This is a genomic window from Paenibacillus sp. sgz302148 (genome assembly GCF_056120465.1).
Map to the genome: position 1 here is coordinate 19839 of NZ_JBVYOJ010000031.1, position 19659 is coordinate 39497.

The window sequence follows — 19659 nt, forward strand, 5'->3', positions numbered from 1 at the left end:
AAGGTATGAGGGCTTCGCGCTCAAAACAAAAGAGATACTGGACCTCGATCCGGTATCTCTTCGTTGGTTTATGCGAACTTGACGCTTTTGATTTCAAACGGGGCAAAATCCAGCTCGACGGCGCCATCGTTAACAGGCAGTTCGGCAACGGCTTCTTCGAGCAGGTTCACAGTCCAGACGCGTGTAGTTCCTTGCGGCAAGGCGAGCTTGACCTTCTCGCGGCCGCCGGACGTTTCGTACATCCGGAATATCGTGCCGTCGGCGTCCTCGGCCGTTTTAACCGTATCGAGCATAACGTGGCGGGCTTCAAACGAGATCAGTGACTGCTCGTGCGGCCATTGTCCCTCAGGCTCGGCAGCGCTTGCTGCGACCGTAACGGGATGGTTCAGCTCGGCTGCGGCGCGAACAACGTGTGCGGCGCGCCAATCTTGCTCGTGCGGATACAGCGAATACGTAAATTCGTGCTCCCCTTGATCCGCCGTCGCATCCGGCCATTTCGGAGCGCGCAGCAACGATAGCCGCAGTGTACTGCCTTTAATGTCGTAGCCGTATTTGCAATCGTTCAGCAGGCTGACGCCGTAGCCGCCCTCCGACACGTCGGCCCACCGGTGGCCGCAAACCTCGAACTGCGCCTGCTCCCAGCTCGTGTTCGTATGGGTCGGGCGCTCCAGGGCGCCGAAAGGAATTTCGTACGTCGCTTTGTTCGTCACGATGTCGACCGGGAACGCGACTTTGAGCAACTTATGCGCTTCGTTCCACTGCACCTTCGTTTGGAAATCGACCCGGCCATGCTTGTGGTACAGGACGACATCCTGTGAAATGGCGGACTCGTTCAGCTTCCAACGGAAGCGCAGCACGTCCTTCGTTTTCCCACGCAGCACGACCTGCTTGTCGATCAGCTCGACGGCGCCGGCGCGCTGCTCCTCGAAGCGCGGATCGACGTCCCAGGCGTCCCAATACATCGGCCTGTCGTGGAAAAACTGCAGCTCGTTCGCCTTGCCGCCTTCCGGCAGCAGCTCGCGTCCGGCAATCTTGTCGTACCAGCGGACGATTTCGCCCAAGGCGTTAAATTCGAGCGCGTAGCGCGCGGTTTCCCAAACGGTCCAGTCGTCGGATTGCCCGGATGCCGGCTGTGCCGGTTGCGAGTCCGACCGCGTATCCGCTTGCGGCTCCGACGCCGGCATCTGAGCTGCGTCTGCTCCGATCCTTGCCGCCTCGTCCGGCCGCACCCAAATCGTCGTGTAGCCGAACGCCGGGATACGAGGCACGCGCACCGCCAGCGAAACCTTGCCGCCCGCGTCGTCGGTGCGGACAACGTCGGCATCCAGCCGATTTCCTTCCGCATCGTAGGCCGCAAGCTCCACCCACGGCATATCGCCTTCGAGCATGATCACTTCGTCGCGCACCCAGCCGAGGCTGTTGAACACAACGTACGGCGTGCCTTGCCCCGAGACGTTAATCTGCCCTGCGATCGTCCGGAGTGAACGGTCCAAGCTGCCGTTTCCGGCGGCGAATACTTGCTCGTATTCGCGGGCGGACGTCACATACGCTTCCGGAATCGACGTTCCCGGCACGATATCGTGGAACTGGTTGAGCAAGATGAGCTTCCAGCCGTCATGCAGCACGGCCAGCTCCCAAGCCGCCTCGTTCGGATCGATCTGCGGCGCAGCGAACCGGTTCCACAGCTCGGCCTCGCGGTACAGCACCTCCGCCTTCCGGTTACTCCGCTTGTTCCGCGCATGCGTCGTATACGTGCCGCGGTGCAGCTCGAGATACAAGTCGCCGTGCCATTTCGGCAGCGCGGGACGACGCTCGGCGATGCTGCCGAAGAACGCTTCCGCCGTGCTGAAGCGGCTGACCGGCAAGTCCGTCATCAGCCCGGACCGGCCGATATATTCAATCATTTCGCGAGTGACGCCGCCGCCCCCGTCGCCGTGGCCGTACAGCAGCATCTGCTCGTCGTGCTTGCCTTTTTCGCGGTACGATTGCCAATGCTCGTGCACGTCTTTCGGCGTCGTATGCTCGTTCAAGCCGTGGTTCAAATACGAAACGATCGACGTGCCGTCGATGCCGACCCAATGGAACAAGTCGTAAGGGAACTTGTTCGTGTCGTTCCAATTCAGCTTGGACGTCATGAAATAGTTCACGCCGGCCAGCTTCAAAATTTGCGGCAGCGACGCGCAATAGCCGAACGTATCGGGCAGCCATTCGATCGCCGATGTTTTGCCGAACTCCTTCTTATAGAATCGCTGTCCGTAAAGCAGCTGGCGCACGAGCGATTCCCCGCTCGGAATGTTGAGATCCGGCTCGACCCACATGCCGCCGACGAGCTCCCAGCGCCCTTCCGCGATTTTCGCCTTCACCTTCTCGTACAGCTCCGGGTAATGCTCCTTCGCAAAAGCGTACAGCAGCGGTTGACTTTGTGAATAGACAAAGTCGGGATATTCCTCCATCAGCGTCGTCATCGTCGAAAACGTCCGGCTCACCTTGCGCACCGTCTCGCGGACAGGCCACAGCCAAGCGACGTCGATGTGCGATTGGCCGACCATGTGCATGACGCCGTTCAGCCGCTGCTCCGGCATGAGCGCTTCGATCGACGCCTGCAGCTTCGCTTCGAGCGAAGCGACCCACTCGCCGTCGGTCCAGCGGCCTTCGGGCTCACGATCCGCTTCGTTCATCGTCGCATACATTACCTCGACCATTCGCATCCGTTTCAATTCCGGCTCGGGCAGAAGATTTGCGGCGTCATAGGCGACCTGCAAGCTGTATAGCAAGCTTTGCACCGGCCGGTTCACGCGGACGAGCTTGCTGCGAATCGAGGCGATCGGCGGCTGGATAACGGCTTGATTGTTGAGCGGGTCGACCGGCTCCGGAATCGGGTCGTACAGCTCGATCTCAAGCAGCGGCTCGAGTCCAATGCCGCTCAGCCCAAGCGGAACGTACGTATGATTGCGGTCGAGGCCGTGGTACGGCGTGCCGTTCACGCGCAGCAGCCCTTCGCCGCCCGCTTCGAATACGAGCCCGATCGCGCCGCTGCCGTCCGCCCATGCGGCCGGAATTTCCGGCTGCGCCTTCAGGAAATACGTGACGCCATGCTTGCTGTTCAGCGGGTCCAGCTGTATCGTGCCATAGTCCTCCGATTCGAATTCATATTGCCCGGGCAATACGTAACGGGCTTTGCGCACTTGCCAGTCGTTCAGTTCGATCGACTCGAACCATTGCCGGCCTGCGATCGATTGGATAAAACGGCGGATTCGGTTCATCTCTGCTCTCCTTTACGGACGTGAAGCGAAACACTCGACACGTCTTCAACATGTTTCCCTACCATAATACCAAATTCGCCCTCTTCCACAACTCGATTCAAACGGAGATCGAGCAACTGCAACTGCTCCGGTCCGACCGTGAAGGCCACGGTCCGGGTTTCGCCAGGCTGCAAATGAACTTTGCGGAACCCTTTCAGCTCCTTCTCCGGACGAGTGACGCTGCTCACTTTGTCCGAAACGTACAGCTGCACGACTTCCGCTCCCGCGACTTCGCCGATATTCGTCACGTCCACCTGCACGGTCGCTTCGCCGTCCGGCGTTATGACTTCCGGGAACACCTTCAAATTGTCGTACCGGAATTCCGTATAGCTAAGCCCGAAGCCGAACGGGTACCGCGGCTTCGAATCGGTTTCCAGATAACGTCTACCGCGTGTTCGCTTGCCGTTGTAATAGACGGGCAGCTGGCCGACATCCTTCGGAATCGACACGGTTAACCGGCCGGACGGATTGACGTCCCCGAACAAAATATCGGCGATGGCGCCGCCGCCCTCCTGTCCCGGATACCAGGCTTCCAATATAGCCGGAACATGCTCGTCGATCCATGGCTCCGTAATCGGGCGGCCGTTGATATAAACAACGATGACCGGTTTGCCGAGCTTGTGCACCTCCTGCACGAGCTCCAGCTGTACGCCGAGCAGCTGCAATCCGGAGCGGTCGATGCCTTCGCCGCATTCCATATCGCTCCACGCATGCTCGGTCACAACCGATGCGCCGGTACGCAGGTCGATCGTACCGTCGCCGAAATCCCGCGCGCTGGAGCCGCCAACCGCCAAGACGACGACGTCCGCCAGCCGCGCGCACTCAAGAGCGTGCTCGAAGCCTTCGCGCGAATCGCCTTTGATGCGGCAGCCCGGCGCGTACAGCACCCGGCTCGAAGCCGTTTCGCCCAGCTTGCCGCGAATGCCGTCGAGCAGCGTGACGATGTTCTCCCGCGGCTGCGGCGACGTATAATCGCCGAGCTGATTGTACGAATGATTCGCGTTCGGACCGATCACCGCAATCGTCCCGATCTCCCGGCTTAGCGGCAGCGTTCCGGCATCGTTCTTCAGCAGCACGACGCCCTCTTGGGCCGCTTGCAGCGCCAGCTCCCGGTGCTCTGCGCTGCCGATCAGCCGCGCCGCGCGCTCCGGATCGACATAAGGGCTGTCGAACAGGCCGAGCCGGAACTTCATCCGCAGCACGCGCGAAACCGCCTCGTCAAGATCGGCCTCATCAATATGTCCGTTGTTCAGCGCGGACAATAAGTACTTGCCGAACATTTCGCCGGACATCTCCATGTCGATGCCCGCTTTCAGCGCCATGCCGGCCGCCTCCGCTCCGTCCGCGGCGACGTCGTGTCCGTAAGCGAGCATGTTGATCGCGCCGCAGTCGGTAATGACGAAGCCATCGAAGCCCCATTCGTCGCGCAGCACGTCCCGCAGCAAATACGCGTTCGACGTGCATGGCACGCCGTCGATTTCGTTGTAGGCCGGCATAATCGACAGGGCACCTGCCTCAACCGCCTTGCGGAACGGGTACATGTCGACTTCGTGCAGCTCGCGCATGCCCATATGCGCGGGACCCGCGTTCCGCCCGCCTTCGGAACTGCCGTAGGCGACAAAATGCTTCAGCGTGGCGATCACGCTGTCTTCGCCGGCTACATCGTCACCCTGCAGGCCTTCGACGGCGGCAACGGCGTACTCCCCGATAAGATACGGGTCTTCCGCGAAGCATTCCTCGGTGCGGCCCCAGCGCGGATCGCGGACGACGTCCAGCACCGGCGAATACGTCGCCGCCCCGCCCTGGGAACGCGTCTCGACGGCGATCGCCCGGCAAATGCGGCGGTACAGGTCGACGTTCCATGTGCTGCCGAGCGACAGCGGCACCGGGAACACGGTCGCTCCAATCGCCATATGGCCGTGCGAGCATTCTTCGCCGAACAGGATCGGGATGCCAAGCCGCGACTCCTCAACCGCGAAACGCTGAATGTCGTTGATCGCTTCCGCCCCTTCCTTCGGCGACAAGCCGTTCGCAAGCGTCACCTCGGTCCATGGATCCGCGCGCAGCACGCCGTACAGCGAACCGACGCCTCCCCGGCGAACCCGTTCCTTGAACTCTTCGGTCAGGACGGCTTTGCCGCCCGCCTTCTCGTATGTTTTCCAGCCGAACGGCTGCACGAGCTGCCCGATCTTCTCCTCCGCCGTCATGCGCCCGAGCAGATCCTGCACCCGTTCGGCAATCGGCGCGGACGAATCCTTATATGTTACGGTCATTTTTATCTTCTCCTCTCACAGCTCCCCGGATAGCAGAAGGAAGCAAACCCGAAGGGTTTACTTCCCGCTACGTCATCCGTTTTGCTTTTTCAAGTCGATCTTCGGAAATTTATTTCTTCTCGATCGCTTTTTGATAAATCTCGATGTATTGCGCCAGGTTCAGCCCGTCGAAGCCTTTGACGTATGCGTCCCAATCCTTGTCGAGGCTCTTGCTGCCGATAATGAATTGTGCCATGTTCGATTCGACATAATCCTTGATCGAAGTCGTCAGCTGCGCCGCAGTGTCGGTATCTTCCGGTTTGATGTAGACGCCTCCAGGATAAATCTCTTTTGGCTCATACGGTGCATAGGTGCTCGTCGCGTCAGCCAGTCTTCTCTCATAACCTTTGCTTGTCAGCGGATCTTGCGCCGTCGCGAACAAGTCGCGGAACTCTTTGGACAAGTCTTTTGGCCCAAGGAGCGACCAGCTGTCGTTTCTTACGACGTTTTCGTCTTGCTTCTTCAAGTTTTCGAACGTGTATTTTGCAGGTTCGCCGCTGATGTTTTTCTCATCCGCACCCGCCTTGTTCCAGCCGATGCCTTCGGTTGGGCCATATTCGCTGTACAGCGCGCCTTCTTCGCTAAATGCATAGTCGGCAATTTTGATCGCCGCGATTTGCTGCTCTTCGGTTGCTTTGTTCGTGATCGTAAAGACGAAGCTGCTGATGCCTCTCGAAGTACCTGCAAGCTGAACGCCGTTAGGTCCTTTGAGCGGAGGTACGATGACCCAGTGCTTGTGGCGGGTAATGTTGTCGTCCCAAACGTTAACCAGATAGCTGATTAGCGCCGTCGTGATGGAGCCTACGATTTCGTCGCCTTCGCGATTGCCGAGCTGGCCGACCGCTTGGTCGTTTTGCGTGAACGAAGCCGGATCGATCAGTCCTTCCGCGTACAATTTATGCATATACTCGAGGCCTTGCTTCCATTCCGGCTTGTTCGCCGCAAAGTCAACTTTACCGCCGTTCACCGTCAAATATTTGTCGTTGTCATTGTAGATGAATGCATTCATGAGGAATGCGTCCATGTTTCCGTTCCAGACGTTTTTGTTCGGTGCGCCCGTAAGCGGAATTTCGTCGGCTTTTTTGTTGCCGTTCGGATCTTGCGTTTTGAACGCTTTAAGTACAGTATACAGCTCGTCCGTCGTTGTAGGAACTTGCAGTCCGAGCTTGTCCAGCCACTCTTTGTTCATCCAGTATTTTTGGGAATACGTACAATGATAGCATTCGTTCAGGCGAGGCAGCCCGTAAATGTTGCCGTCCGGCGCCGTAATCGCTTCTTTGAAGTATGGCTTTTTCTCCATCATCGCTTTAATGTTCGGCGCGTACTTCTCGATCAGGTCGTTCAGCGGAATGAAGACACCTTGCTTGCCGTACGTCATCAATTCCGAGTTATTGAATCCGCCTTCGAGGAATACTTCAGGGTAATCGCCGCTTGCAAGCAGCAGCTGTCTGCGGTCCTTCAGCGCGTCAGCCGGCGCCAGGTCCCATTTAATGTTGACGTTGAATTTCTTTTCGACCCATTTCGTATAATCGTTGTCTTCCAGCGGAGCCTTTCCTTGCGGTGCGAAAAAGGTCATTTTCACAGGTTCGCTTGGCGTTTCAGCCTTTGTATCGGTGCCTTGCGCGTTGTCTTTCGTCTCCGACTGCCCGTTCTCTTTGTTGCTGGAGCAGGCCGACAGCGCCAAGGTGAGCGTCAGCACGAGCGAAAGAATCAGAAATAACGATTTTTTCAAATTGAACTCCTCCTTTTTTGTGATGAAGCAAGATGAACAAATATGAAGCATAATGCCCTTCGTCTTCCATCCGATTCGGGAAACGTCCTTCCCTTCGTCTCCCGGCATCCCCCCTCTCAAGATTCCCCACAAAGTGGAGCTTAGCTTCGAAGCAGATTCAGCCGCGCCGTTAACCTTTTAATGAACCGATCATAACCCCTTTGACAAAATGCTTCTGCACGAACGGATACATAATCAGTACCGGTACGGACGCCACAACGATCAGCGCGTATTTCAACACCTGCTCGAGCCCTTGGTCCCGCAGCTGCTGAGCCGTGTTCGCCAGCATTTCCGGATCGGTCGCGTTCAGGAGGAGCAAGTTCCGCAGCACGTATTGAAGCGGGAACAAGCTTTCCGTGCGCAAGTATACCAAAGCGTCGAAATAAGCGTTCCAATGTCCTACCGCATACATGAGCGACATGACGGCAATAATCGGCTTGGAGAGCGGAAGCGCAACGCTGACCAAATATCGCAAATCTCTGGCGCCGTCAATTTGCGCGGCCTCCGATAATTCCTCGGGAATCGAGGTTTGGAAAAACGTTCTCGCCACGATGACTTGGAATACCGACATCGCGCCCGGGAGCCACATCGCCCAGCGGGTATCCAGCATGTGAAGATTTTTGACAAGCAGGTAAGTCGGAATTAAACCTCCGCTGAAAAACATCGTGATCATCATCAGAATCGTCAGGAAATTCCGTCCGACAAATGTCTTCTTGGACAACGGATACGCAAACATGATCGTAAAGGCGACGTTGATGAACGTACCCACCACCGTATAAATGATCGAGTTGTAATACCCCATCATCAATTGCTTGCTGTTGAATATCGATTTGTAAGCCTTCAGCGAGAAATCGACCGGAAACAGCCATACCTCGCCCGAAACGACGGCTTTCGGCGAACTGAATGACGAGCTGATGATGTACAGCATCGGATACAATACGGCAAGCGTTATCGCCCCAAGAAAAATATAAATGAAAAGAAGAAACAGCCGATCGCCTATAGATTCCCTTATTTTCCGTCTATTAAACATGTGCGTCCCTTCCTTTACCACAAGCTCGTATCCGAAACTTTACGTGCGATGTAATTGACTACGACGAGCAGGATCAAGTTAATGATCGAGTTAAACAACCCGACGGCGGCGGAGAAGCTGAAGTTGGCTCCTACGAGACCGACCTTGTAAACGTAAGTGGAGATGACCTCGGAGGCGCTAACGTTTAACGGATTTTGCATCAAAAAGATTTTTTCGAAGCCTACGCCCATGATGCTGCCTAAATTCAGAATAAGCAGCGTAATCGAAATCGGGATCAGTGCCGGAATGTCGATATGAATGATCTTTTTCCATCTCGACGCGCCGTCCACCCGAGCCGCTTCATATAACGCCGGATCTACGCTGGCAAGCGCCGCGATATAAATGATCGATGCGTAACCCATCTCCTGCCATACCCCGGACCAGACGTAAATCGATTTGAAATATTCCGGAATGCCCATAAAATTCGTCGTTTCGAAGCCGAACATCGAAAACAATTTGTCAACGACGCCGACATGCGGAGACAGCATCAGAATAATGATGGAAACCATGATTACGGTTGAAATGAAGTGCGGTGCATACGTAATCATTTGTACCGACCGTTTGAAGAAACCCGTCCGAATTTCGTTCAGCGCAAGCGCCAGCAGGATCGGAACAGGAAAACCGGCTAGCAAGCTGTAGAAGCTGATGCCGATCGTATTCTTGATGAGCAGCCAGAAATTCGGCGAATTGAAAAATTGCTCGAAATATTTGAGGCCGACCCAATGGCTGCCCCAAATGCCTTGCACGACGTTGAAATCCCGAAACGCGATTTGCACGCCGACCATCGGAATGTATTTGAATATAATCAGATAAAGCACGGGCAGAAGCACGAGGATGTACAGCTCCCAGTGTCTCTTTACATTTTTGAGCGTCGTTTTTCTTTTGCTCTTCTTCAGATTGACCGCAAGGCTGCCGCCAGCCGAAGGATTCGTGTTGATTCCGTCCATCCGCAATTCCCCTTTGCCTAAATAATTCGAAAACTTGATTTCGTTTGACGCCCTCGTTCGACAAAATCGATTGTATGCAATCCCGGTGCATTTGCTCAATACGCAAGATTCTGCCGACTTCCCGTTTTTCATTTCGCGCGGCTGCGCCCGTGCTGCTGCTGAGCTTGGTGCATTTTTCCCGGAGCATGACCCATTATTCGCCGCTTGTGAGGTCTCGAAAAAAATATCCCCGCTTCGTCTGCCGACGAACGGGGAATTGTTGCTGATTACGATTCGCGATATTGCTTGCGGAAGTCTCTCGGCGATAGCCCAACGACGTTTTTGAACGCCCGATTAAACGATTTGTAGTTCACGTAGCCGATTTGCTGGCTGATGTCTTGAATCGGGGCATCCGTCTCCAGCAGCATTTGTTTCGCCTTATTGATGCGAAGCCCGATCATGAAATCGACGAAATTTTCGCCGAATTCTTCCTTGAACATTTTGCTCAAATATTTGGCGCTCAGCTGAAACTTCTCGCTCAGAAAATCCAGCGAAAGGTTCGGATTGACAAAATTCGCTTCGATATAATTGCGGATGTCGCCGATCATCGATCGATTGCTGCGCGAATCCCGCAACGTCTGCATCTCCGCCGTTAACGTCAAGAAAATCCGTTCGAAAGCGGCATGCAATTCCTCAAGCGTGTCCCAGTAAGGGCCGATTTGATTGATTTCCTTCAAGGCGACTTTCCAAACATCCCGATATTCCTTCGAAAGTTCCAAAAATTCGCGGTCCAAATGCTGCATGAGAAATTGGAGCAAGCTCTCGATTTCTTTGCGAGGGGAATACGCTTCCTTCAGCATGTTAAAAAATGAATCGAGATGCTGCTTCCATTCATCCTCGGACAGCCTGAGCGATTGCGCGAGCAAATAAATCGATTTGAAGTACTCCTGAATTTCATTGTCGGAACGGGTCACTTGCATCGGTTCGATGATCCGGTTGACCCCGATGACCGGTTTATAATCCAAGGATTGAAGCGCGAGTTCGTAGGATTCGCGCAATTCTCCCGCCGTCCTCGCCATTTTGCCTTTCCCGATCGTTACGGTGAACGATAAATTATGCTCGATCCATTGCCCGAATGCTTGCATCAGCTGATCGTGAGAAGCTTCTGAATCTTCATCTTCCGGCAGCCAGACAATGCTTGCCAACCGATTGTCTTCCACCCATTCCGCCCATACCGGCATTTCGTGATTTTTGGCGGTTTCCTGCAATACGCTGATCACGACAAATTTAAGCAGTGATTGGTCCTGCTCGTTGTAGGCCCGCATAAACCCGCCATAACCGTCGATTTCGCTCACGTGCACGATCGCGTTTTTGCCTTCCACGTTCAAATCGTAACGAAGCAGCTCGGCCGCCCATTCTTGCTCGTTGATTGCGGTCGTACCCTCCAGCAGCTCTTGAAAGCGGTATTTTTTTTGCATAATCAAATGCTCTTTGTACTTCTGCTGGTATTGCTCCTTCTGCTCCATTAAGTTTTCGAGCGCATATTGAATGAAGCCGAATTCGTTTCGGTCTTCCTTGATGGCGGGCTGCGTTTTCAGCGAATACGTTTCAATGAGCGACACGAGCTGCTGGACGGGCTTGTAGTTGCGCTTCGTGACATAGAACAGCCAGGCGATGCCGATCAGCACGACGATAACGGCGCCCACCATCCAAATGTTGTACAGCGTAAACGTGAATTTCACGACGCTTCCGTTCACTAGGCCGCTTTCGGTCGTCCATCCGGTGTACGCAGACTTGACGCTGGAAAATACTTCGCTCGATTTCGGTTCTTGCTTCCCGCTTGCCAGCAAGTTATTCCCGTCCGAATCGATCCATCGCACGAAACTGGTGTCCGCGTTGTACATTTGCCCGATGAATTGGCGCAGCTTCGATAAACTGACATTTACGACGTACAAGCCTTGAGTTTCTGAAGTAAAATAAGGCGCTTTCCGAACGAGCGTAACGACCTTCTCCGGCTTGTCCTTCGGATTGATGAACGGCCTAAAGTCCCGTTGTCCGGTCCATTTGGCCGTCATTCCGTTTTGCATATACGACCGGATGAACGGCTCGTCCGCAAAATTGGATATCGTGCTTGAACCCGGCCCTAGCACGAAGCCGTCCGCAAATCGGACGAAATACACCGAATCGATCATCGGGTAATTGAACTTCAAATCGTCCATCACCTTCACCGCTTGAATGTTGGCATAGACGTCCTCGTTCTTCCGGCTGAAAAAATATTTCACATCCTCGTTCGTTAAAATATCGCGAACGACTCGATAATCAATCGATTTGAGCGAATTTTCGGTATAACGGTCCACCTGCTGCGTCAAAAAAGCGTTGGCCTTCATCGCCTCGCTTCGATTTTGTTCATTTAACGTCTGAAAAAACAACAGAAATAAGATCATCGACACAATAAAAAATACAGGCAAATACGACAACAACAAACGGCGCAACCAAATTTTTTTCATTCCCCGGTCGATCCCCCTTTAATGGACAAGCCCCGTACCGGCTTATTTAAGTTATCCAGAATAAGCCTTTTTCATTGATAAGTGACTTTTTTCTACATTAAGAAGATCATGTTTATCGTCCACTTATCTTATTTTTCATCGGTAAACGGTTACGCCGAAAAAGACGACGTTAGCCGTTCATCCTTGTATATCCGATTATTGTGAATGTTCGTCGGTCCCCCCGCAATCCCCACTATTCCGTCGTCATCCCATATTTCCGCCGGTGCAATCGGAACAAAAAGGACATTTTTCTACGATGTCGCATTTTCCCTCAGCAGCGCCGGAAAAGCCGCGCCGGACAACGCTTTTTCTTGGAATCGACGGAGTTAAAAAAAACTCCTTTTCGGAGCCTTCTGATAAAAAAAAGAAGCGTTGCCGCTTCGTGGGCTTTCCATTATTCCGCTATCGCTTTTGTCGTGCTGCGTACGACAAGATTCGGAACGAGAATGATGCGCTGCTTCGATGTTTTTTGCCGATTGATTTCCTGCACGAGCAGGTCGATGACTTGCCGGCCGATATCCTGGATCGGCTGCGCGACGGTAGTGAGCGGCGGATCGGTGATCGTCGCCAGAATCGTATTGTCGAAGCCAACGACGGACAAATCGTTCGGCACGTTCACGCCTAGCTCGCGGGCCGCTTGCATGACGCCGATCGCCAGCAAGTCGTTGCAGGCGAATATGGCGGTTGGACCGTCCGGCTGCTCCAGCAGCTTGCGCGTCTGCTGTTTGCCGCCTTCGAGCGTGAACAGCTCGCTTTCGGTCACGAAGCGCTCCTCCGCCGCAATGCCCGCTTCCTCCAGCGCATAGCGGTAACCGCGCACCCGTTCTTTACTGCTCATGAGCTCCAAGTCTTCCGCGATAATGGCGATTCTCCGATGCCCGAGCCGAATCAAATGAGACGTCGCCAAATAACCGCCCATGTAATCATCGACGAGCACGGTATCAACAGCAAGCATCGGCATTTCCCGGGCGATCAGGGCGAGCGGAATGCCTTGGCCGGCGAGTCCTTTCATCAGCTCGTTCTGCAAGCCGGTTGCGATGATGATGCCGTCGACTCTTTTTTGCTTCAATAACGAGATGTACTGAATGCCTTTGTTCGGTTCGTTGTCCGTGCTGCAAATGACAAGGTTGAAGCCAAGCTCGCTTCCCCGGTCCTCGACGCTGCGGGCGATTTCGGCGAAAAAAGGGTTGGCCAAATCGGGAATCAGCAGTCCGATCGTATAGGTGCTTTTGCCGGTGAGGGCCGATGCGACAACGCTCGGCTGGTAATCGAGCCGCTCCATCACTTTGTTCACGTGCGCTCTTGTTTTATCGCTGATTCGTCCCGTTTGGTTAATGACCTTGGAGACGGTTGCGATCGATACCCCGGCCTCCTTGGCTACATCGTAAATGGTCGGTTTCAATGAAAGGTTTCCTTTCTTCCGGACTTGACGGGCATGGCTTTGCCATACGTCCAATGCTAAACATTATACACCAAAAGAATTATTTCAGAAACGTTGCGCCGCAATTTACGCAATTCTGTATCATTTGGTTGGGTTCCCGCGGCAGCATTCGTTATCGGAACGATTGTGGCGGTGATAGCTTTTATATGGACATTTGTATGATTTTACAAAAAGCAAAACTACATTTGTCCATGTCGAGCGAACAAGGCTCCATATGGTTGGTACAAAATCCCCGATATAATAGATGGGAGAACCCGCTTAAATCAAGTATTTCTACTATCTCAGGAGGCGCTTATGGGCATTTCATACGATGCATCTTCCCGCATTTTTCATCTGCAAGCGAAGCAAACGAGCTATATTCTGCAAATCTTAGAAGGCGGTTACATCGCCCATGTGTATTGGGGGCGCAAGCTGCGCCGCCAAGCGCAAGGCATCCAGCACACGGTCCGCGCTTCCTTCTCCCCTTATCCGGCCGACATGGATGCAAGATTTTCTCTGGATACGTACCCGATGGAATATCCGGCTTACGGTGGAGGCGACCTCCGCGTTCCCGCGTACCAGGTTCAATTGGAGAACGGATCGACGGTCAGCGACCTGCGTTATGAATCGCACGTCATCGTTTCGGGCAAGCCGGGACTCGAAGGGCTTCCCGCAACGTATGTCGAGAAGGAGGGCGAAGCGGAAACGCTGGAGATCACGCTGCGCGACGCAGTAACAGGGCTGAGGGTGGTGCTTTCGTATACCGCATTCGCGAACTTTGACGCGATCGCCCGCTCGGTCCGCTTCGTGAACGAAGGCGCGGCGCCGCTCAAGCTGCTGCGCGGCTTAAGCGCCAGCGTCGATTTGCCGCACAGCCGGTTCGACATGCTGCATTTGACGGGCTCGTGGGCGCGCGAGCGGCATGTGCAGAAGCGTCCGCTGGCGCACGGCATGCAATCGATCGAAAGCCGCCGCGGCTCCAGTTCGCACATGCACAATCCGTTCATGGCGCTGCTTGCGAAGGATGCGACGGAAGACAACGGCGACGTATACGGGTTTAGTCTCGTGTACAGTGGCAGCTTCATTGCCCAAGCGGAGGTCGAGCAATTTAACACGACACGCGTTTCGATCGGCATCAATCCGTTCGATTTCAGCTGGCATCTTGATTCCGGCGAATCGTTCCAGACGCCGGAAGCGGTGCTCGTTTATTCGGCCGAAGGTCTTGGCGGCATGTCCCGCACGTATCATAAACTATACCGTTCGCGCTTATGCCGCGGATTGTATCGCGACGAACCGCGCCCGGTGCTCGTGAACAACTGGGAAGCGACGTATTTCAACTTCAATGCCGACAAAATCGAAGCGATCGCCGAAGCAGGCAAAGATCTCGGCATCGAGCTGTTCGTCCTGGACGACGGCTGGTTCGGCAAGCGCGACGACGACCGCAGCTCGCTCGGCGACTGGTTCGTCGACCGGATCAAGCTGCCGAACGGGCTTGAGGACTTGGTCGAACGTGTGCGCAAGCTGGGGCTGCAGTTCGGCTTATGGTTCGAGCCGGAGATGATTTCGCCGGACAGCGAGCTGTATCGCAGTCGCCCGGATTGGTGCCTCCATGTGCCGGATCGCGCGAGATCGCTCGGGCGCACCCAGCTCATCCTCGACTTCTCGCGCCAGGACGTCTGCGACGCGATTATCCGGATGCTGTCGGACATTCTGGACAGCGCGCCGATTACGTACGTAAAATGGGACATGAACCGCAACATGTCGGAGATCGGCTCCGCGCTGCTGCCGCCGCACCGCCAGCGGGAAACGGCCCACCGTTACATGCTCGGCCTCTACCGCGTGCTGGAAACGATCACGACGAAGTTCCCGCACATCCTGTTCGAGAGCTGCTCCGGCGGCGGCGGCCGGTTCGATCCCGGCATGCTGCATTACATGCCGCAGACGTGGACGAGCGACAACACCGATGCCGTGGAACGGCTGAAAATCCAATACGGCACAAGCATCGTGTATCCGGTTAGCTCCATGGGGGCACATGTCTCGGCGGTGCCGAACCATCAGGTCGGGCGGATGACCTCGCTCAAGATGCGCGGCAACATCGCGATGTCCGGCAACTTCGGCTACGAGCTGGACTTGACGAAGTTCACCGAAGAGGAGAAGGAAATCGTCAAGGAACAGGTTGCCTTGTACAAGGAAATTCGCCCGTTGGTCCAGTTCGGCGACTTCTACCGGCTGCTGAATCCGTTCGAAGGCAATGAGGCGGCATGGATGTTCGTCAGCGAAGACCGGAGCGAGGCGCTTGTCGTATACAGCCGCGTGCTTGCGGTTCCTCACGAGCCGCTTGAACGGATGCGGCTGAAAGGTCTTGCCGCGGAAGCGGATTACGTCATTGTCGAAACCGGACAGCAAATCGGCGGCGACGAGCTGATGTACGGCGGCGCTCACGTGCCGACGATGTACGGCGATTATCAAAGCTGGATGTTCCGGTTGAAGCGCGTGAATTAACGTTTCTACGATAACAGGGAGGACGATCGTTTTATGCCATTAGTGGATATGCCGCTGGAACAGCTGGAACGTTATCAGGGGAGGAATCCTAAGCCCGTGGACTTCGAGGAATATTGGAGCCGGGCTCTCGCCGAAATGAAAGCCGTCGATCCGCAGCTCGAGCTCGTGCCGAGCGCTTTTCAGGTGCCGAACGCCGAATGCTTCGATCTGTATTTCACCGGCGTGCTCGGCGCTCGCATTCATGCCAAATATTTGCGTCCGCTGCATGCGAAGAAACCGCATCCCGCCGTCATCCAGTTCCATGGCTATTCGGGCCATGTAGGCGACTGGCACGACAAGCTGAATTACGTATCGCTCGGTTATTCCGTCATTGCCATGGACTGCCGTGGTCAAGGCGGCTATTCCGAGGATACCGGCGGTGTTAAGGGCAATACTTACGAGGGCCATATCATCCGTGGGCTGAGCGACCATCCGGACAACTTGCTGTTCCGCCATATCTACCTGGATACCGCGCAGCTGGCCGGCATCGTGATGGGGCTGCCCGAGGTCGACCCGGAGCGTGTCGCCGCCATGGGCGGCTCGCAAGGCGGCGGGCTTACGATCGCTTGCGCCGCGCTGGAGCCGAGAATCAAGAAGCTCGCGCCGATCTTTCCGTTCCTGTGCGATTATAAGCGCGTATGGGAGATGGATCTGGCGAGGGATGCTTACGCGGAGCTGAAAACATACTTCCGATATTATGATCCTCAGCATAAGCGGGAAGACGAAATTTTCACCAAGCTCGGCTATATCGATATTCAGCATTTGGCGGACCGCATCCGAGGCGAAGCGATCATCGGCGTTGGCCTCATGGACACCGTCTGCCCGCCGTCCTCCCAATACGCCGTTTTCAACAAAATGACGGCGAAGAAACGAATCGAATTATACCCGGATTTCGGCCATGAAGGCTTGCCCGGCTTCAACGACCAAACGATGTTGTTCCTGCTGGACTTGTAAAGGAATTTACGAATCGAATGCACGCAAAAAACCGGCAATGCGCAGAGTGGATGAATTCCAATCTGCGTATTGCCGGTTTGTTTGTAATCATGGATTACGAGTGTCTACTCCTCCGAACGATAGCGATCCGCGACTTTGTGCTCATCCCGCCATGCCGATCGCCACAATGCCAAACGCGATGACCGTGGCCCCGATAATGCGTCGCCGGCCCTGCAATTCCTTGAGCACGGCGATTCCGAGCACCGTTCCGAATACGGTACCGATCTCGCGGATCGGGGAAATGTACGCGATCGGCGCCAGCTTCATCGCCAGCAGGAACAATATATACGAGCCCGGCGACAGAACGATGCCGAGCAGCAGCACATTCCGGTTCGCCTGCCATTCCCGCTTCCATCGCGATTCACGCAGCGTAGCCGGAGTGAGCGCAAGGATAAAGCCAAGATTGGCGACCTCCAGCATGGAGAACGGAGACAAATTGTTCACGTTCATCTTATCCGCCAGCACGAACAACGTCGTGATCAACCCAACGCCGATCGCAAGCAGCAGCGCCTTGCGGTTGATGTCGGCTCTCCCGCGGCGCTCCATCCATCCGCCGTTAATGAAAAAACCGGCGATGATGCCCGCGAGGCCGATCCATGCGACGACCGATAACGATTCCTCGAATATCGCCACGCCGAATACCGGAACGAGCAGCGTCGAAGTACCGCGCATGATCGGGTACACCTGGGACATGTCCCCCGCCTCGTACGTTTTGCAGAGCAAGCGGGCGTAAACGAATTGCAGCAGGAACGAGGCCAGCATGTATACATACGCCTCCGGCGGGATATCCCTCGTCGCCAGCTCCCAAATGAAATAAGGCAATAGTAAGGCGGTCGTCGGCGCGTTAATCAGCCACAAAAACGCGCTTTTGTCACGGCTTTGCTTGGTGTACAAATTCCACACCGCATGCGTTAAGCCCGAGGCGATGACGAGCGCTATCGATAGCGCGAACACCCTGGACACTTCCTTCCTCTAGCTGCTTCAAAATCGGCTCTCTAACAATCACCAGATTGAATATAGAGCACGCCCGGGCAACTTGCAACAGGAAAAAGGTGTGTTTTTCGTAAACTATTGCTCGCAGCCCCAAATCATCAGCGTATAGCCGTCCGGATCGATAAAATGAAACAGCGCCGACCGGTCTTTGAAGGTTTGAATCGGTCCGACTTGAACTTGGTTCGACTGCAATTGCCAATGAACCGCCTGTACATCACCCGTCTCAAAATTGCAAACAACTTCACTATCGTGGCTGTGCCCGCGAGAATCGACAATAAAGGTAGGGCCCGGTTCAAGGCCGCCCTGTAAGCCGGTAGCCCCCGTCTTCCCGTCGATCCAGCACCTTTTCATGCCTAGCACCTGTTCATAAAAATCGCGAAGCTCATCCACCTTGTCCACATGGCGAAACACGACCCCGATATGGGATAATAGCTGACTATTTTGACTCATACTCTCGCTCCTCTCCGCTATGCAAAGGCAGGCGCGAAACGCGCCATCATATTGGCCATATCTTCGCAATACTCGACCGGGTCCGGCGACCACAGGATGGTCGGTTGTCCCGACGAATCGCGGTAATAAAAAGCCGACAACGGTCCGGACTTCCGAATCGGTTCCGAATAGACCCCGCTTTGCCGCACCTTATCATAAGCCTTTTGAATATCCTTTGTCGTAAAATGAACCGCCGATTCCCGTTCGAACCTGCCCGGGCTATCCGCCGCCACCAACACGATAACCGTTCCCCACGGCTCTCTCGGCTGCAAGCAGACCATCGACTCGTTGCGCCAAATGACGCGAAGCCCTAGCTTTGCCGAATACCATTGCTCGGAAGCGGATAGATTCGAGACGCGCAGCGTTACCATGCGGATCCGGTTTAATATGGTTTCGTTCATGTCAGTCCTCCTTCGATAATCGGATTCGCTTGTATAACGTGAAACGAATCGAAATCGATACGATATCGCGATAAAATTTCTCTACTCTGTTAAAATAGTTGTTCCGATTCCACAACGCACCATCCGCCGGATGGATCGCGAAAACGGAAATATAAGCCGTTGCCTGCCGGCGTATGCCCAACCTCAACCTCGTTCTGCTGCAGAGACATGTACAAACGCGCAATTTCGAGCGGATCTTCGCGCCGGAATGCAGCGACAAACCGGGCCATCCAATGTCCGGGAGGCTCTTGCGGCGAGTTGCGCCCGTTCTTAATGGGCGCACGCTTCTCTTTCCATAGCGAACCGGCTCCTCCGCCAAGCTGTGCTTGTCGCCGCAGCGCCGAACGAGCGCGATGCAGCATCGCTTTGACCGCGCCTTCGGTCGAAGATAACATTTCGGCCGTTTCTTTTGGCGTAAAATGAAAAACATCGATCAGCAGCACAACGACGACCTGTCCGACGGGCAGCAAATGCAGCATATATTGCATGGAATCCTGCAATTCCAGCGGATCGGCATCTTGCGCCGCGGGGGCATATTCGTCCAGCGGCTCTTCGATATACGCCTTCTTCTTACGGCAAATATCGATCCAAGCGTTCGTCGCCGCGCGAAACAGATATGCTTTTTGTATGGATAACGGCTTCTTCAAGCCTAATGCGAACAGCTTGGTCAACGTTTCCTGTACAAGATCGTCGGCTTCCCATGACGATTTCGTCAGCAGCATGCAATACCTGAACAGTTCTTTTCGATACCGGTTGACGATATCGATCATATACGCCTTGGATGTCTCCGGAGCATGCTTGTCGTTCATCCGGCTTCCTGCCTTTCCCGCATAGTGATACCTCATCATTTCGGCGGA

The 19659-nt window shown here is 54.9% G+C and carries 13 protein-coding genes; 2 read left to right on the forward strand and 11 right to left on the reverse strand.

Translation table 11 applies throughout. The annotated features are described in order from the left end of the window. Nucleotides 1-68 precede the first annotated feature (68 nt). The 7 genes from AC0LWM_RS30095 to AC0LWM_RS30125 all read right to left on the reverse strand — a co-directional run bounded on the left by AC0LWM_RS30095 (nt 69) and on the right by AC0LWM_RS30125 (nt 13328). A complete protein-coding gene (locus AC0LWM_RS30095; protein ID WP_474678732.1) occupies nt 69-3263 on the reverse strand; it encodes an alpha-mannosidase in 3195 nt (1064 codons plus the stop codon). Continuing rightward, nucleotides 3260-5575, reverse strand: coding sequence for a glycoside hydrolase family 3 N-terminal domain-containing protein (locus tag AC0LWM_RS30100; protein ID WP_474678733.1), 2316 nt, complete (start codon nt 5573-5575; stop codon nt 3260-3262). The genes AC0LWM_RS30095 and AC0LWM_RS30100 overlap by 4 nt, the downstream gene beginning before the upstream one ends. Nucleotides 5576-5684: 109 nt before the next feature. Beyond that, nucleotides 5685-7346, reverse strand: a complete 1662-nt coding sequence (locus tag AC0LWM_RS30105) for a type 2 periplasmic-binding domain-containing protein (RefSeq protein ID WP_474678734.1) — start codon at nt 7344-7346, stop codon at nt 5685-5687. Nucleotides 7347-7515: 169 nt separating this feature from the next. Continuing rightward, on the reverse strand, nt 7516-8415 hold the full coding sequence (locus AC0LWM_RS30110) for a carbohydrate ABC transporter permease (protein WP_474678735.1): 900 nt from the start codon (nt 8413-8415) through the stop codon (nt 7516-7518). Nucleotides 8416-8429: 14 nt separating this feature from the next. Continuing rightward, nucleotides 8430-9401, reverse strand: a complete 972-nt coding sequence (locus AC0LWM_RS30115; protein ID WP_474678736.1) for an ABC transporter permease — start codon at nt 9399-9401, stop codon at nt 8430-8432. A gap of 266 nt (nt 9402-9667) precedes the next feature. Continuing rightward, complete coding sequence (locus tag AC0LWM_RS30120; protein WP_474678737.1) at nt 9668-11887, reverse strand: helix-turn-helix domain-containing protein; 2220 nt, start codon at nt 11885-11887, stop codon at nt 9668-9670. Nucleotides 11888-12320: 433 nt separating this feature from the next. After that, nucleotides 12321-13328 carry a LacI family DNA-binding transcriptional regulator gene (locus AC0LWM_RS30125; RefSeq protein ID WP_474678738.1) on the reverse strand — a complete coding sequence of 336 codons (1008 nt, stop codon included), beginning with the start codon at nt 13326-13328 and terminating at the stop codon, nt 12321-12323. Between the two features lie 333 nt (nt 13329-13661). Here AC0LWM_RS30125 and AC0LWM_RS30130 point away from each other — a divergent pair, with 333 nt between their 5' ends. Both AC0LWM_RS30130 and AC0LWM_RS30135 read left to right on the forward strand, forming a co-directional pair. Next, nucleotides 13662-15848: an alpha-galactosidase gene (locus AC0LWM_RS30130; protein WP_474678739.1), complete on the forward strand. Its 2187-nt coding sequence runs from the start codon at nt 13662-13664 to the stop codon at nt 15846-15848. Nucleotides 15849-15881: 33 nt separating this feature from the next. Next, a complete protein-coding gene (locus AC0LWM_RS30135) occupies nt 15882-16841 on the forward strand; it encodes an acetylxylan esterase (RefSeq protein WP_474678740.1) in 960 nt (319 codons plus the stop codon). Between the two features lie 141 nt (nt 16842-16982). Here AC0LWM_RS30135 and AC0LWM_RS30140 read toward each other — a convergent pair whose 3' ends face one another. The 4 genes from AC0LWM_RS30140 to AC0LWM_RS30155 all read right to left on the reverse strand — a co-directional run bounded on the left by AC0LWM_RS30140 (nt 16983) and on the right by AC0LWM_RS30155 (nt 19611). Further along, nucleotides 16983-17834 (reverse strand): EamA family transporter, encoded by an 852-nt coding sequence (locus AC0LWM_RS30140; protein WP_474678741.1) that lies wholly within the window; start codon nt 17832-17834, stop codon nt 16983-16985. A 114-nt stretch (nt 17835-17948) separates the two neighbouring features. After that, entirely contained in the window at nt 17949-18323 is a 375-nt protein-coding gene (locus tag AC0LWM_RS30145) for a VOC family protein (protein WP_474678742.1), read from the reverse strand. A gap of 17 nt (nt 18324-18340) precedes the next feature. Beyond that, a complete protein-coding gene (locus AC0LWM_RS30150) occupies nt 18341-18763 on the reverse strand; it encodes a VOC family protein (protein ID WP_474678743.1) in 423 nt (140 codons plus the stop codon). Between the two features lie 89 nt (nt 18764-18852). Next, the gene (locus AC0LWM_RS30155) at nt 18853-19611 is read right to left on the reverse strand and encodes an RNA polymerase sigma factor (RefSeq protein WP_474678744.1); all 759 of its coding nucleotides are present in this window, start codon (nt 19609-19611) and stop codon (nt 18853-18855) included. Nucleotides 19612-19659: the final 48 nt, after the last annotated feature.

Coding starts and splice junctions, on each gene's coding strand:
- AC0LWM_RS30155 (WP_474678744.1), bottom strand. CDS start 19,611: ATGAACGACAAGCATGCTCCGGAGACATCCAAGGCGTATATGATCGAT.
- AC0LWM_RS30095 (WP_474678732.1), bottom strand. CDS start 3,263: ATGAACCGAATCCGCCGTTTTATCCAATCGATCGCAGGCCGGCAATGG.
- AC0LWM_RS30110 (WP_474678735.1), bottom strand. CDS start 8,415: ATGTTTAATAGACGGAAAATAAGGGAATCTATAGGCGATCGGCTGTTT.
- AC0LWM_RS30130 (WP_474678739.1), top strand. CDS start 13,662: ATGGGCATTTCATACGATGCATCTTCCCGCATTTTTCATCTGCAAGCG.
- AC0LWM_RS30150 (WP_474678743.1), bottom strand. CDS start 18,763: ATGAACGAAACCATATTAAACCGGATCCGCATGGTAACGCTGCGCGTC.
- AC0LWM_RS30145 (WP_474678742.1), bottom strand. CDS start 18,323: ATGAGTCAAAATAGTCAGCTATTATCCCATATCGGGGTCGTGTTTCGC.
- AC0LWM_RS30115 (WP_474678736.1), bottom strand. CDS start 9,401: ATGGACGGAATCAACACGAATCCTTCGGCTGGCGGCAGCCTTGCGGTC.
- AC0LWM_RS30120 (WP_474678737.1), bottom strand. CDS start 11,887: ATGAAAAAAATTTGGTTGCGCCGTTTGTTGTTGTCGTATTTGCCTGTA.
- AC0LWM_RS30135 (WP_474678740.1), top strand. CDS start 15,882: ATGCCATTAGTGGATATGCCGCTGGAACAGCTGGAACGTTATCAGGGG.
- AC0LWM_RS30100 (WP_474678733.1), bottom strand. CDS start 5,575: ATGACCGTAACATATAAGGATTCGTCCGCGCCGATTGCCGAACGGGTG.